Source organism: Nodosilinea sp. FACHB-131 (assembly GCF_014695395.1).
GTDB lineage: Bacteria > Cyanobacteriota > Cyanobacteriia > Phormidesmidales > Phormidesmidaceae > Nodosilinea.
In genome coordinates this window covers 1-13,212 of the sequence record NZ_JACJOF010000029.1, presented here as the reverse complement: position 1 = coordinate 13,212, position 13,212 = coordinate 1, and the positions used below count along the sequence as shown (strand labels likewise).

15 protein-coding genes and 1 pseudogene are annotated in these 13,212 nt (G+C 55.7%); 1 reads left to right on the top strand and 15 read right to left on the bottom strand.

Annotation, left to right across the window (positions count from 1 at the left end; all coding sequences use genetic code 11):
• Positions 1-137: 137 nt before the first annotated feature.
• The 14 genes and pseudogenes from H6F75_RS20680 to prfB all read right to left on the bottom strand — a co-directional run bounded on the left by H6F75_RS20680 (position 138) and on the right by prfB (position 12,125).
• On the bottom strand, positions 138-995 hold the full coding sequence (locus tag H6F75_RS20680) for a hypothetical protein (protein WP_190754344.1): 858 nt from the start codon (positions 993-995) through the stop codon (positions 138-140).
• Between the two features lie 44 nt (positions 996-1,039).
• Positions 1,040-2,386, bottom strand: a complete 1,347-nt coding sequence (locus H6F75_RS20675; RefSeq protein WP_190754343.1) for a glutathionylspermidine synthase family protein — start codon at positions 2,384-2,386, stop codon at positions 1,040-1,042.
• Positions 2,387-2,392: 6 nt separating this feature from the next.
• Positions 2,393-3,157: a DUF1190 domain-containing protein gene (locus H6F75_RS20670; RefSeq protein ID WP_242020244.1), complete on the bottom strand. Its 765-nt coding sequence runs from the start codon at positions 3,155-3,157 to the stop codon at positions 2,393-2,395.
• Between the two features lie 56 nt (positions 3,158-3,213).
• A complete protein-coding gene (locus tag H6F75_RS20665) occupies positions 3,214-3,459 on the bottom strand; it encodes a hypothetical protein (protein ID WP_190754342.1) in 246 nt (81 codons plus the stop codon).
• 117 nt (positions 3,460-3,576) lie between these two features.
• On the bottom strand, positions 3,577-3,840 hold the full coding sequence (locus tag H6F75_RS20660; protein WP_199304043.1) for a hypothetical protein: 264 nt from the start codon (positions 3,838-3,840) through the stop codon (positions 3,577-3,579).
• 15 nt (positions 3,841-3,855) lie between these two features.
• On the bottom strand, positions 3,856-5,166 hold the full coding sequence (locus H6F75_RS20655; protein ID WP_190754341.1) for an aminopeptidase P N-terminal domain-containing protein: 1,311 nt from the start codon (positions 5,164-5,166) through the stop codon (positions 3,856-3,858).
• A 116-nt stretch (positions 5,167-5,282) separates the two neighbouring features.
• Positions 5,283-6,050, bottom strand: a complete 768-nt coding sequence (locus H6F75_RS20650; protein ID WP_190754340.1) for an MBL fold metallo-hydrolase — start codon at positions 6,048-6,050, stop codon at positions 5,283-5,285.
• 290 nt (positions 6,051-6,340) lie between these two features.
• Entirely contained in the window at positions 6,341-7,984 is a 1,644-nt protein-coding gene (crtI, locus tag H6F75_RS20645; protein ID WP_190754339.1) for a phytoene desaturase family protein, read from the bottom strand.
• A 111-nt stretch (positions 7,985-8,095) separates the two neighbouring features.
• Positions 8,096-8,635 (bottom strand): annotated as a pseudogene (locus H6F75_RS20640) (Uma2 family endonuclease).
• A gap of 238 nt (positions 8,636-8,873) precedes the next feature.
• On the bottom strand, positions 8,874-9,479 hold the full coding sequence (locus H6F75_RS20635) for an aminodeoxychorismate/anthranilate synthase component II (RefSeq protein WP_190754338.1): 606 nt from the start codon (positions 9,477-9,479) through the stop codon (positions 8,874-8,876).
• A gap of 34 nt (positions 9,480-9,513) precedes the next feature.
• On the bottom strand, positions 9,514-9,978 hold the full coding sequence (locus tag H6F75_RS20630) for a diacylglycerol kinase family protein (RefSeq protein WP_190754337.1): 465 nt from the start codon (positions 9,976-9,978) through the stop codon (positions 9,514-9,516).
• Positions 9,979-10,050: 72 nt separating this feature from the next.
• Entirely contained in the window at positions 10,051-10,569 is a 519-nt protein-coding gene (ybeY, locus tag H6F75_RS20625) for an rRNA maturation RNase YbeY (protein WP_190754336.1), read from the bottom strand.
• A 2-nt stretch (positions 10,570-10,571) separates the two neighbouring features.
• Positions 10,572-10,772, bottom strand: a complete 201-nt coding sequence (locus H6F75_RS20620; RefSeq protein ID WP_190754335.1) for a DUF3285 domain-containing protein — start codon at positions 10,770-10,772, stop codon at positions 10,572-10,574.
• A gap of 227 nt (positions 10,773-10,999) precedes the next feature.
• Positions 11,000-12,125 (bottom strand): peptide chain release factor 2 gene (gene prfB, locus H6F75_RS20615; protein ID WP_190754334.1). Its coding sequence is split into 2 segments (ribosomal slippage): positions 11,000-12,049 and positions 12,051-12,125, totalling 1,125 coding nucleotides; the frame shifts between segments, so codons are not numbered across the junction.
• A gap of 106 nt (positions 12,126-12,231) precedes the next feature.
• Between prfB and H6F75_RS28880 the strand changes: the two genes are divergently transcribed.
• Positions 12,232-12,501, top strand: a complete 270-nt coding sequence (locus tag H6F75_RS28880; RefSeq protein WP_199304042.1) for a four helix bundle protein — start codon at positions 12,232-12,234, stop codon at positions 12,499-12,501.
• A gap of 249 nt (positions 12,502-12,750) precedes the next feature.
• Here H6F75_RS28880 and H6F75_RS20605 read toward each other — a convergent pair whose 3' ends face one another.
• Positions 12,751-13,044 carry a hypothetical protein gene (locus H6F75_RS20605; protein ID WP_190754333.1) on the bottom strand — a complete coding sequence of 98 codons (294 nt, stop codon included), beginning with the start codon at positions 13,042-13,044 and terminating at the stop codon, positions 12,751-12,753.
• Positions 13,045-13,212: the final 168 nt, after the last annotated feature.

Here is a 13,212-nt window from a genome sequence, read left to right as displayed (position 1 = left end):
GGGCACGGTTAAAACAGCATCTCCGTAAAACGCTCAGCGACTTTGATACCCTCTGGGATGCCGTCGATGATGCCTTCAGAAAACTGTCCTAACTACCTCATTGTTAGCAATATACCCTAAATTATCTGCCGCCAGAGTCAGTGAAGAGCGACGACAGCAGCGGTATGATGCCGGGTTGCGGCGTCAAAGATGGGTACCAAGCTATACCCCTCTGGTACCCACTGCCAGAGTTTTTTCAGTTCTTTTGACGTGGGTTGCTGGCCCAATCCCAGGCGGGCCAAAATAACGCGAATAATGACCTGGTTGAAGTGCCTGGGAAATCGATACTGCTCCTGAGCGTGATCTAGAAAAAAAGTTTTGTAGTAGGTCTTTAAACTACCTTCTAGCTGGGAAATTTGCTCCAGAAAGGTCTTAACCTCCCCTAGCCGATCGCGATGACGGGCTAACAGCAGTTCGGCCGCATTGTTGAAATGCATGCCCTCGTCTTTAACCAGATGGTGACCGATCTTCTGAATGTTTGGCCCAAAATGTCGGTAATACTCGGCTAAGTCTCGTCGGTAGGAATAGACAGAGCCAATCTCATCGAACATCAACGTCACCAGCAGCGTAAATTCGTCTTGCAGGGTGATTTGCAACGGTTCAAAGTCATGAACCCGTTCTGAAAAGCAACGATCCATGTCGGCAAAACTTACCCCTGATAGGCTGTGATAGGTGCGTCGCAGGGCTTCGTAGTGCTTAAGTTCATCGGCTAGCCAGAGCCTCAGCATGGCTAAAAAGTCTGTCGACATGTCTGCCTGGCGCGACATGACATAGTCGTGCAGCGCCTGGGAATCTCCTTCTGAATAGACATCTCGACTGAGCAAGCTGCAAAAGTTTTGCCAAACCCCGTCGGGGGCATGGGCAAAATACTGTTCTGGAATGGAGTAATCGAGGGGGAGAACTTGATCTAAAACCCAATGGTTTTGCCCCAGTTTGGGCTTGCGTGCCACCATCATTGACCTCACCCGTAAAAAGACTACAGCCTGCCCTCGGTCTCAGCTTAAATACCGGCAATATAGAGCCCATCATTGGAGACAATGTGAGGAATGATCAGGCAGTGGCGTCCTGTGATGCGCGAGGTGTCTCCACGCAGGATGATGCCCGCTGCCTCGCCGTTGATGACCCAGCTACCGACCATGTAGTGGTAGCCAAAGGCCTGGGGGAGTTCGACATAGTCTTGAATGACAAACCCCTCTGAGCCGTAGCCCAGGGTATCCCGTTTTTCCAGTTCACCGACCCCGGTTTCAATTGAGGTGCCCACCCCCTCTAGCCCCAGCATGGGCTTCTTGACGTGCATCTCCAGCATCAGCTTTGTGGCTTCGGGGGAAATATCGCTGTCGAAGTAGGTTGCTAACAAATAGGGGCGATAGTCAGAGGCTTTGAACTGGTCCCACATTAGGGCCATGGCCCCCTTATTGGAGAGCACCTGCTTCCAGAGGGGTTCAATCACCTTTACGTCTCCAGCCTCGAGGCGACGGGCCAGGGCAGAGGTTGCTTGGGCGTTGGCCATATCGTTCTGAATGTCGGACCAGTCGTAGATTTTCCAGAGCACTGGAATGCGATCGTTAACATGGTCGACGAAGTAGCCTTCCTCATCTAGCCCGAGCCCTCGCTGCACCTCCTGGCCCTGCTCGTCTTGGAGGCCCCGCAAATAGACAATTTGGGTGTAGATGTCGCTATCCACTTCGTCGTGAAGGATCTGGATCAGCTGCATGGCCATTTCTAGATCTTCCTCTAGGTTCTCATCGACCAGGAAGGAGATACCCGTTTGGCGCAGGTTATAGGCTTCAGCAATGCGCCGCCATTGACCAGCCACCATGTCCCAAAACTCGTTGAACTGACTGGCGTCGTTGGGCAGAGGGAACGAGCCAGTCTGGTGGTTGCGCTTGTAATCGACCAACCAGTTCCACTGATAAATGGTTTCTGCCCCCAGCAGCGGCGTTTCACCGTTGATTTCGATCAGTTTGATCTGACCGTCTTCGGTGACCACCAGATCAAATCGAGTGCAGAGGGAGAGGTCTTCTACTGGGTCGGTGCGGTCCCAGCTAGCCTTAATCGCTGGCCAGTAATCGGAACGAATTTGCAAGCTGGCTAAACGCTGATCTACATCCCCCGGCTGGTGGTCGGTAAAAAACCAGTCTAAAAACTCTACGCACATCTGCCACAGTTGCTCGGTGGCGGCTGCGATCGCAGTTTCTTCCTGGGTATCAAACTGCAGGGCAAAGGGCTGGGGCAGGGCCTCTATCCAATACTGCTGCTTTGGATCGCTCAATACCTCAGTTTGATAGGCGTTGGCTTGGATGTGCTCCCGCCAGTTGCGCCGCCGAGCTACCTTAAAGGGTCTCATAAGCTATTACTTTCCACCGGTACCCGTACTTTTGTAGGTTGAGCCAAATCCCTGACTGCTGCGGCCGGTAATGGTGCCCCTAGCGGCGGTGCCCGTGGGCCGTTGGGGCGCAACTACACTGGTGTGGCGCGGCACCGACACGGGGCCTAGACTGGTTTGGGGAACGGTGCGTCCGAAGGGGGTAACCACCTGCCCCGGCTGACTGCTGCGGAAGACGGTGTGGGGTTGATAGACGCTGCGGTTGCTGCCACCAAAATTGAGATAGACAAAGCTGGGGGAACTGTAGGGGTAGAGGTAGGTGCCGCCATAGGCCGGCCGATACCCACTGGTTTCCGCGTTGGCGGGCGTGGTTTCGCACTGCACCCCATCGGCCTGGCAGTCTGCCAGGCTGGAATAGACCGGAGCGGTGCGATCGTGTTCCTGCAGGGCGGCCTGCATCTGTGGTGCGCAGTCTGCGACCTGCATTACCGGGGGAGTGGGGGGCTGGGCCAGTTGATTCTGCTGGTGGGCCTTAAGTAAGACTTGATATTCTTGCTGCTGTTGGGTAATGTCGGCTTCGCATTGCTCCGTGGTTTCGTAAAACACCGCCGGAATTGCCTCATCGGCATTTTGGTCAGTGGTAGTGGTGCTGCTGGTCGATTGGGTAGACGAGCCGTCACACCCAGCCAGCAGAGAAGCAAACACCGCCGCCAGAACTAAACTGCTGTGGAGCTGCTGTCGATAGATGAAGCGAATTTGCAGAGGCTGGGAATTGGGTTTTGGATATGCCATTGAGTCTTGCTAAAGCCGTGAGCCCTCATCGAGCTTTCCCACTATAGCCAGCCTGTTTATCGGACCAGGCAATAATAAATTCCTGCAACAAACTCCAAAACGACATAGAGCTGTCTTCTAGCGGGCGATCGCCCATCGGCATCTTCATCTTCAGCAAAACAGTCCTCAAACTGCTCAATCCACAGCAGCACCGCCTTGAACTCCAGACCCAGAGATGATGGCGTTATTATGGGGTCTTTGTAGTAGGGGGTGAGCTCGCCATGTAGGAGCGATCGCCCTATAAGCTTCCTCTCAACTCGCAAATCTTCTCACCTATCAAACCCACCCCCCGATGGTAGGTCTTTCCTCAGTTTAGCGGGCTGGGGTAAAGGTCTTTTCCCCTGCTCTTAGTCCTGTGGGGGTGAATTAATTCAGTAGTCCTAATGTTTACCCTCAAAGTACTGATACCACACCCAGTTGCCGGTTATGGTTAGCGCCAGGGTTGTGCCGCCGCCTACCCAGCCCAGGGTTGGGTTGTAGCCACTGCGAGCGAGATTGGTCATCCACAAATGGGTGAGATCGCTGCCCACCAGCCCATCGGCGATCGCCGGAAAGAGATACATCAGAGCGGCTCCCACCAGCAGCCAACCCACCATGGAGACTAGGAGAAAGACCGTTTTTGCGGTTGATTGAGTGCCGATCATGGTTTCACCAATTCCTCAACGTTCCATGTCCTTTAATGCTTTGGGCACCGCAGCGGTCAGCACCTCGCAGCCGGTTTCGTTCACCAGCACGTCGTCTTCAATGCGAATGCCGATGCCGCGCCAGCGATCGTCGATCTGGGGCTGCCCCTCCACCGGCTCATAGGTGGGGGAAATGTAGATCCCCGGCTCGACGGTGACCACGTTGCCCACCTCAAAGGGCCGCCAGGTTTTGTCGGGGTTGCGCAAAATACCTGCGTCGTGAACGTCTAACCCCAAAAAGTGGCCAGTGCCGTGCATAAAGAAGGCCTTGTGCTTTTTCTCTTCGATCAGGGTGTCCACGCTTCCCGTCAGCAGGCCAAGTTCCACCAGCCCCTCGGTGATAGTGCGGGTGGCGGCATCATGAAACTCGTTGAAGGGGGCACCGGGTTTGACGGCGGCGATCGCCCGCAGCTGCGCCTCCAGCACCAGCTCATACAAAATCCGCTGCTCGTCGCTAAAACGCCCCCCCACCGGAAAGGTGCGGGTGATGTCTGCGTTGTAGTAGTCGTAGGCGCAGCCCGCGTCGATCAGCAGCAGGTCGCCCTCCTGCATTTGGCAGTTGTTCTCGACGTAGTGCAGAATGCAGGCGTTGGCCCCCGAGGCCACAATCGAGCCGTAGGCTGGCCCCATCGCCCCCTCCAGACGAAAGATGTGCTCCATCTCCGCCTGGATTTCGTACTCAAAGCGACCGGGGCGAGTGATATCGCGGGCGTAGTTGTGAGCTTTGGCGGCGATCGCGATCGCCCTTCTCAACGAATCTAGCTCCTCGGCCGACTTCACCCGGCGCAAGGTCTGCATCATCAGAGCGGCATCTTCGATTGCCACTGGGCCAGTGCCGCGCTTGTAGTAGGTGGCCAGCAGCCGCTGCCAGTGGCGCATCACCCTGTCATTTAAGGCTTGATCATGGCCAAAGTGATAGTAGAGGCAATCGGCCTTTTCTAAATACTTGGGCAGGTGCTCATCCAACTCGGCAATGGGGTAGACCTGATCGGCCCCAAAGCGCTCCTTGGCCAGATCTACCCCTACGCGGTAGCCCGACCAGGTTTCTTTTTCAGGATCCTTGGGCCGCACAAACAGCACAAACTTGTGCTCGTCGTGGTGGGGAGCCAGCACGGCCACCGCGCCCGGCTCGTTAAACCCCGTCAGGTAGTAAAAATTGCTGTCCTGGCGAAAGGGGTAGTCCACGTCGTTGTGCATCACTGCCGGTGGGGCACTGGCAAAGACGGCAGTGCCGCCACCAATGAGGTCCATTGCACGCTGACGACGGTGGGCGTAGGAGGAAGTCATAGCGAAGGGTCGATGGGTAGAAGGGTCGATAGGTGGAAGGGTTGAGGTTACAAGGCTCAGGGGAAGACTTGCACCCTATACCTGATACCTTAAACCCCTACGTCCCTAATAGCAGCCTACGCTCTAGGGTACTGATAAACCTGAATACGCGTTCCCTGGGTGGGCAGGTCGCTGGGGCGCAGGCTCAAAGAACCGCTGGCGGCTCGGGTCACCGGAGTGCCCTGCATCAGACTTAAAAACTCGTCCACGGGCGAAAGTTCGCAGCTTTCGCCAGCCACAGTCGTCAAATAGTGGGTCGGAATCGCAATTTTAGGCTTCAACACCTGCACGGCTTGCACCGCCTCGGCAGCGGTGTAGGCCTTTGGACCACCGCCCACAGGCACCAGCATAATATCCGGGCGGCCCAGCAAAATCTGCTCCTCTACCCCCAGCGGTGCAGCGGCTCCGCCCATGTGGACAATGGTGACACCGCCCTGGGTCCATTTCCACACGATGTTGTTGCCGAAGCGCCGCCCACCCTGGCGATCGTGGGGGGTAAGAATGCCCTGTACCCTCAGGTTGTCAAAGTCGTAGATGCCGGGGTCGGTGAGGACACGGGGGCCATCGGGAAGGTCATCCAAATAACCTTCGTCAAACAGGCGGCTACTGATCATCACCAGGTCAGCGGGCACAGCTGGGGAGGGAAAACCAGCGGTACAGCCAATGGGGCGAAAGGGGTTGACCAAAATGCGCCGACCGCCACCAGTAAACAGAAAGGCCGTATGGCCCAGGCTGCGGATCGTAATGCCTGCGGTCTGAGCCTGAGCTGCGGAGCCAGCTAGCCCTAACCCTAGGGTGGCTCCCAACCCTGCCCCTGCATAACCCAGTAGTTGTCGCCGTTTCATTACACTCTTACTCCCACACAGTACGTATAGCTTCGGCTAGCCTAGTGTAGACCGCAAACCGCCGGTTTATTGCCTCATTTTGAGCCAGCAATAGAACTGGACATACCAATTTTGAATCTTGAATTGGCGGTTTTGAGGTTGGTTATGCCCAGTCACCCGTAGGGGGCATGTGCGGCCCCAAGCTCAGGACAGTCCTTAGCCGTAGGCCGCGACGGTATTGGTTAACTCGATTAAACAGGCATGCCGTAGCAGTGGTTGGTGGGCAGTGCCCACCCTACATCAACGCTGAGCTATCGGACGCTCAGCTCGGGGCTGGCTTTACCGCTGACAATATCGTCCGACACACCGTAGTCTTCGGCCACTAACCGTGCCGTCATTTTGGCCGACATCATCACGCTGGGGGTGCCTGCGCCAGGCTGGGTACCGGCACCTACTAGGTAAAGACCATTGATGTCTTCGCTGCGGTTGTGGGGCCGGAAGAAGGCCGACTGCACCAGCAAGGGTTCGAGGCCAAAGGCATTGCCCGCGTAGGCATCAAGGGTGTTTTCAAAGTAGTCAGGGGTAATGTAGCTGTGGCAAACCAGCCGCTCTCTCAGGTTGGGTAGGTAGCCGCGCTCTTCTAGGAAGTCAAAGACGATGTCGCGCAGGCGATCGCCCATCTCGTTCCAGTCAATCCCAGACTTGTTATTAGGCATCGGCAGCAGGGTATAGGCCGCGTGATGTCCGGGCGGAGCCAGGGAGGGATCGGTCAGGCTAGGTAGGTGCAGGTACTGGGAAAAATCCTTCGGGAAAATCTTGCGGCCAAAGATATCCTTTAGCAGCTCTTCGTAGCGGGGGCCGAGGATGATGGTGTGGTGACGCAGCTTCTCGGTTTCGTTGCCGTCAGCTTTGAAGCCAAAGTAGATCACAAACACCGACATTGACTGCTGGGAGACCTTCACCCGCAGGTCGCTGTTCCAGAAGCGGTACTGAGGCTCGATCAGCTTGCCGTAGGTGGTGGCCCAGTCGGCGTTAGAAACCACGACATCGGCAGTCATCGTCAAGCCATCGCCCAGGGTGACGCCCGTGGCTACCTTCTTGCCGTCCTTGCGGGTGACGTTAATTTTGCTGACCGGGGCGTTGTACCTAATCTTGCCGCCCAAATCCTCAAACTTTTTCACAAAGCCCTGCACCAGCGCCCCGGTGCCGCCCATGGCAAAATGAATGCCCCAGGTTTTTTCAACAAAATGAATCATGGCGTAGATAGCGGGCACCGACAGGGGGTTGCCGCCCACTAGCAGCGGCTCAAAGGTGAACACCTGCCGCAGCTTGTCGCTCTTAAAGTAGCGGCTGCTAAAGCGGAACAGGTTGCGCACCGCATCGAGCTTGAGCAGGTCGGGGGCGACCTTGAGCATGGTGCCGACATCGCCAAAGTGGGTGTAGCCCAGCTCTAAAAAGCCCCGCTCAAAAATGGCTCGCGACTGCTCATGGAAGCGCTCATAGCCCTCTAGGTCGCCCGGTTCGCCCAGGGCCAAAATTTGCTCGCGGGTGTGGGCTTCGTCGCCGTCGTAGTCGAAGAAGGTGCCATCGTCGAAATAGATGCGGTAGAAGGGCAGAATGGGAACGATCTGCACGTAGCGGCTGGTGTTGGGGCCGCCCGAAACCCCTTCTTTAATGCGCTTATTCTCGTCGACGATGGTGGAGGGGAAGTCTTCGGTGGTGAGGTCGGCGCGATCGCGCTCCAGCGAAAACAGCTCTTCAATAAAGTGAGGCACCGTGATTACCGTTGGCCCCATGTCAAAGGTAAAGCCCTGCTCACGGCGCACGTAAGCCCGACCGCCAGGGGCATCTAACGCCTCGACGATAGTGGTGTCAAACCCCAGACTTTGCAGGCGAATGCCCATGGATAGCCCGCCTACCCCAGCCCCAATCACGATCGCCTGCTTCCGGCCCATGCTTGACTCCTGAGAGATCTGTTACAAACGTTAATAACTTGTTCGTATTCTACTACTCTTAGTTCCTGACGCACGGCCTCAAGCCGCTATATGCGCGAATATTCAGCTCACCTAACGCCGCTGCGACAGTGCTATAACAGCGTCTACCGTGAACCCCTCTAGCGTCGCCAACGTTGGCAGCAGATCAAGGCCAGCATAGATAATCGGTAGCTCTGCTCCTTGCCACACCCAAATTTGCTGCCGCTGAATGTCAATTAATCAAGCCAGTTGAGTACCGTGGGCTAGGCAGTGCAAAATTTTAGACTGCAATTCTAACGTGCTTTGATTTGAGGAGCGGATTTCGATTAACCAATCTGGTGCCCCCTGTAAGGGGCCGTCTGCCTCAGGTAGACGGTCACTGCCTACAACCACAATATCGGGTACAGGCGATAGCGGTGGCACAATGCAGCGCAGTTCTTGAATTGCTTCATAGACGCTTGTTTGAGCGTTAATGGCGTTAACTAGGTTGCGTTGCAGACGCGAGTGAAACAAATTGGGCATGGGTTTCTGCTGGGCTTGCCCATGGATAAATTCCCAGGCCGGGGAGCCGTCGATATCGCTCTGGGTTAAGAATGCCTCTAGGGGACTGGTAGTAATGGGTGATTGCGCCATAGCTGACCCCCTCGTGTAGGGTGGGCACTGCCCACCATTTATTAACAGTTTGCCGTAGGGCGACCTAGTTACAAAAAGCTCTCTGCTAATGTTTTTGTAGCAAATCCACTGGTTGTCGGGCAACGCTTCAATATCTTAAGTTATCCAGTAGACTTTGCTTTTGGCGAGGCTCATAGCTGAGAACTCTAGAAAAGCTGTAATTCTATTTTCGAGTAGAGTCGAAGCCCGGTACCCTTCACTAAGCTGCAACAGGTACAGGCAAAGTCATCAAAAAATTTCGCAGAATTTGCAGGCCCGACTCGGTGAGAATGCTCTCGGGGTGAAACTGCACCCCTTGCAGGTGCGGGTAGTCGCGGTGCTGCACGCCCATAATGGTGCCATCTTCGACCCAGGCAGTGATTTCGAGTGCTTCGGGGCAGGTGGAGCGATCGATCACCAGGCTATGGTAGCGGGTAGCCAGAAAAGGATTCTCTAGACCGGCAAATACGCCCTGGCCAGTGTGGAAGACGGGAGAGGTTTTGCCGTGCATGAGTTCGGCGGCGCGCACTACGTTGCCGCCAAATACTTGGCCAATGCTCTGGTGGCCCAGACATACACCGAGGATAGGCAGGGTAGGGCCAAGCTTTTCGATGATTTCTAAAGAGACTCCCGAGTCATTGGGGGTACCGGGGCCGGGGGAGATGACGATACCGTCGGGCTTGAGCGCTGTGATCTCATTCACGGTAATTTCGTCATTGCGAAACACACGCAGATCACTGGCCACCAGTAGCTCGGCCCCCAGTTCGCCCAGGTATTGCACCAGGTTGTAGGTAAAGCTGTCGTAGTTGTCGATGACCAAAATCATGGGCGCAGGCAGAGTGGGGTTTAGAAATCTGAGACTAAAAAAACTGGGGTTGCAGGAACTGCCACAGCGGCGGCAGCAGCAGGCAGGCGGCCACCGACACCGAAATCAACGCCGAAATCAGCACGGCGGCAGCGGCGCAGTCTTTGGCGATCTTAGCGAGTTCGTGATAGGTCTGCTCGACGGTGAGATCGACCACCGACTCTAGAGCGGTGTTGACTAGCTCCATGGTGAGCACGATGCCGCAGGTGAGGATAATGACCGCCAGCTCTACCGGGGCGAGGCTGAGGGCGATCGCCAAGCTGACCGCAAAGCTACCGACCACCACGTGAATGCGAAAGTTGCGCTGGGTGCGAAAGGCGTAGGCTACCCCCTGCCAGGCATACCTGAAACTCACAAGCAGATTGGTGGCTACTTTCCAGGAAAGCGAGCGGTCTACCGGGCTGAGGTTAGCCTCGGGCACCGACACCACCGTCTCAGGTTTTTCGCTGTAGAGGGTCATAGATAACTACTGATAGAAGCCATTGGGCGATATGCCCCTATACCGTACCGTGGGGAACGAATCAGGGCTAATTTAGCCTACTTCTTCAGACTTTAACCCAGCGGCGGTGAGCAATTCGCTTTGCTTGTCTAGCATTTCCACCAGGCTAGGGTCATCAGGGTGATCCCAGCCCAGCAGATGCAAAAATCCGTGGGCGGCTAGCCAGGCTGTCTCCCAGCGCAGGGAGTGGCCTGCTTCTGCCGCCTGGCGAGCGGCGGTGTCTAGGGAAATAATAATGTCGCCCAAATAAAGTGGCTCTGTCGTTAAAATTTCGTCTATTTGAGGAAAATCAGTTTCGAGCGCGGCAAAGGAAAGTACGTCAGTGGGCTGGTCGAGCTGGCGAAACTGGTGGTTGAGGGCGGTGATCGCCCCGTCGGTCGTCAGCTTGAGCGATAGCTCATAAGCCCCAATCGGTGAGCCCTCCAGGGCCATCTGCTGGCCCCACTGAGTGAACCAGGTCTCCCACTCGTCGGCAGATATCACCTCAGCCTCGGGATGCTCTGGGTCTAGGGCCACCTCTAGGGTGGGCAGGGGGGAAAGAGTTGCAGCCATGGTTAACGGGTTAGATAGGCTAGACCTACCAGCAGGCTCAGCAGAGCAGTTACGGTCAGCGAGAAGTGAAACAGTGACTTGCCGCCCTTCTTCACCATATTGCGCATGGCCAGTTTGACAAAGCTCGGGGGAGCTTCAGCGGAGGCGGTTGGCGAGGGCTGAGGGGTGGCCGTCGGGTCTAGGGTAGGTTGCTCTTGGCTCATAGGAACGTCGCAGTGCTAGATAGCTTTAATGTATCGGGTTTTCTTCGTGGGCAGCGGGGGAGAACTGTTAGGGGTAGCCCCAATTGCTAACTTCAGTGGCTAGGCGATCGCATGGCTGGGGCGGTCAAAGGCGGGGCAAAGTCAGCTAAACCCCGGGTTGCATTTTGACTATCACGGGCAAACCCCATTAAAGCACCAGCCTATAACGTGGTGGATTGCCCCATGCCCTAGACCGTCTGCTCTTGCAGCACCTGATTCTCCTGGCGCAGATAGGCCTGAATAAAGGCTTCAAGTTCCCCGGCCATCACATCCTCAATGGCGGTCGTTTCAACCCCGGTGCGCAGGTCTTTGACCAGTTGGTAGGGGTGAAACACATAGTTGCGAATTTGAGCACCCCAGCTGGCTTCGACCATGTCGCCGCGAATTTCGGCGATCGCCTTGGCCTGCTGTTCTTGCGCAATAATCAGCAGCTTGGCCTTGAGGATGATCATGGCCTTTTCGCGGTTTTGCAGCTGCGATCGCTCCTGGGTGCAGCGCACCGATATCCCCGTAGGCAGGTGGGTAATGCGCACCGCTGTCTCCACCTTGTTGACGTTTTGCCCCCCGGCTCCGCCCGATCGCGAGGTCTTGATTTCTAGGTCTTTTTCGGGGATATCCAACTCGATATTTTGATCGAGAATCGGCATAATCTCCACCCCGGCAAAGCTGGTTTGACGCTTGCCGTTGGCGTTAAACGGTGAAATTCGCACTAGGCGATGGGTACCTTTTTCAGACTTGAGATAGCCGTAGGCGTAGCGTCCAGTAATTTCCAGGGTGGCCGACTTCAGCCCGGCCTCTTCGCCGTCAGATATTTCTACCAGGTGCACCTGGTAACCCTGGCGCTCAGCCCAGCGGGTATACATACGCAGCAGCATCTCGGCCCAGTCTTGGGCATCGGTGCCGCCTGCCCCAGCGTTGAGGGTCAGTACAGCTCCTTTTTTATCGTAGGGGCCAGAGAGCAACTGCTGAAGCTCCCACTGATCAAGCTCCTGGCTGAGGCTAGTGACGGTGGTCTGAGCTTCTTGAAAAAGAGATTCGTCCTGGTCTTCTTGCAGTAGCTCAAGAATGGCGACGGTGTCGTCGAGACTGCTTTGCCAGGCGGTGAGCTGGCTGAGGTTGGCCTTGTAGTCGCTCAGCTCTTGAAGGGTGTCTTGGGCCTTGCTCTGGTCATCCCAAAACTCGGGCTGGGCAGCAACCTGCTCCAGGTCTTGAATACGGGCTTCGAGGGCAGGAATGTCAAAGATACTCCTGGGTTTTACCCAGGCGATTGGTGAGCTCGTCAAGCTCGCGCTTGAGGTCGGTAGTGTCTAGCATGATGTGCCGCGGTTAATTCGGAAAACCACTATAGCGAATGTTGACGGGGGGCGGTTAGGGGGCATTCAAAGGTGTGGAGTTCAAAGTTCAAAATTAAAGGTTCAAAATGATTCAGGTGGCGAGGCCGGTTACAGAGCGAACCCTGGAGTTTGCGGTGCGGATTGTCAAGCTCTGTCAGGTGCTGAGCCGTGCAGCAGGAGTGAATCAACCTTTGATAAAGCAATTGATTCGACCGGGGACCTCGATTGGGGCGAATGTAGAAGAAGCCCAGCCAGCGCAGAGTCGGGCGGACTTTATTCACAAGATGCAGATTGCGTTGAAGGAGCTGAGGGAGACTCGTTACTGGCTGCGCTTACTGGGGCAACGGACTTGGTGACGGAGGCAAGGTTGAAGGGGTTGATTGATGAGTCGGAGGAGTTGGTTAGGGTAATGTCGAAAATTGTGGTGAGTGCTAAAGAGAGGGGGGAGGAAGGCAAAATGAAAAGTTGAAAATTCAAAATTGTGGATTAAGTCCCTATTTTTGCACTTTGAATTTTGCACTTTGAACCAATTAAAGCATCCTAGAATCAAGCAACTCCCTAAAATCCAAAATTCTCAACACGCGTTCTTAAAGTAGTGCATCCCATTACGCTGCCTTAAAAAACCGAATGATTTCGCGCACGTGCTCTAGAAGCTGGCCGTCGGCGCTGAGTTGGGCGATCGCCTGCTGCCCCTCCAAGGCTAACCGCTGATGCTCCGCCTGGTTGGTCGTAGTCAGGGTTGTAACTTCGGTGGCGAGCACGGTGAGATCCTGCCGCAGGGCTTGGCGCTGGCGCTGCTCGGTAGCGGCCCAGGAGGCGGGGTCATCGATATTGAGCTGGGTGGTGAGCTGCTCTAGCTTGGTTTCGGCTTGAGTGAGGCGATCGCGTAGCCACACCACGTCTTCGCGGGGGTACTTAAACTGCTGCTGAATGGCGGCAATGCGGGCGGCAAAATATAGCTATGGTCAAGGTGGTTAGGACATAGACTAAGTAGGGGAGTCTCACGGTGAGGAGTGCAATGGCCAAACCCTACAGCCTTGATTTGCGTCAGAAGGTCATCGACGCCA

What these genes read in the sequence shown, in the direction of transcription:
- H6F75_RS20680 (WP_190754344.1), bottom strand. Translation starts at nt 995, where the DNA reads ATGATGGTGGCACGCAAGCCCAAACTGGGGCAAAACCATTGGGTTTTA.
- H6F75_RS20675 (WP_190754343.1), bottom strand. Translation starts at nt 2,386, where the DNA reads ATGAGACCCTTTAAGGTAGCTCGGCGGCGCAACTGGCGGGAGCACATC.
- H6F75_RS20670 (WP_242020244.1), bottom strand. Translation starts at nt 3,157, where the DNA reads ATGGCATATCCAAAACCCAATTCCCAGCCTCTGCAAATTCGCTTCATC.
- H6F75_RS20660 (WP_199304043.1), bottom strand. Translation starts at nt 3,840, where the DNA reads ATGATCGGCACTCAATCAACCGCAAAAACGGTCTTTCTCCTAGTCTCC.
- H6F75_RS20655 (WP_190754341.1), bottom strand. Translation starts at nt 5,166, where the DNA reads ATGACTTCCTCCTACGCCCACCGTCGTCAGCGTGCAATGGACCTCATT.
- H6F75_RS20650 (WP_190754340.1), bottom strand. Translation starts at nt 6,050, where the DNA reads ATGAAACGGCGACAACTACTGGGTTATGCAGGGGCAGGGTTGGGAGCC.
- crtI (WP_190754339.1), bottom strand. Translation starts at nt 7,984, where the DNA reads ATGGGCCGGAAGCAGGCGATCGTGATTGGGGCTGGGGTAGGCGGGCTA.
- H6F75_RS20635 (WP_190754338.1), bottom strand. Translation starts at nt 9,479, where the DNA reads ATGATTTTGGTCATCGACAACTACGACAGCTTTACCTACAACCTGGTG.
- H6F75_RS20630 (WP_190754337.1), bottom strand. Translation starts at nt 9,978, where the DNA reads ATGACCCTCTACAGCGAAAAACCTGAGACGGTGGTGTCGGTGCCCGAG.
- ybeY (WP_190754336.1), bottom strand. Translation starts at nt 10,569, where the DNA reads ATGGCTGCAACTCTTTCCCCCCTGCCCACCCTAGAGGTGGCCCTAGAC.
- H6F75_RS20620 (WP_190754335.1), bottom strand. Translation starts at nt 10,772, where the DNA reads ATGAGCCAAGAGCAACCTACCCTAGACCCGACGGCCACCCCTCAGCCC.
- H6F75_RS28880 (WP_199304042.1), top strand. Translation starts at nt 12,232, where the DNA reads ATGATTCAGGTGGCGAGGCCGGTTACAGAGCGAACCCTGGAGTTTGCG.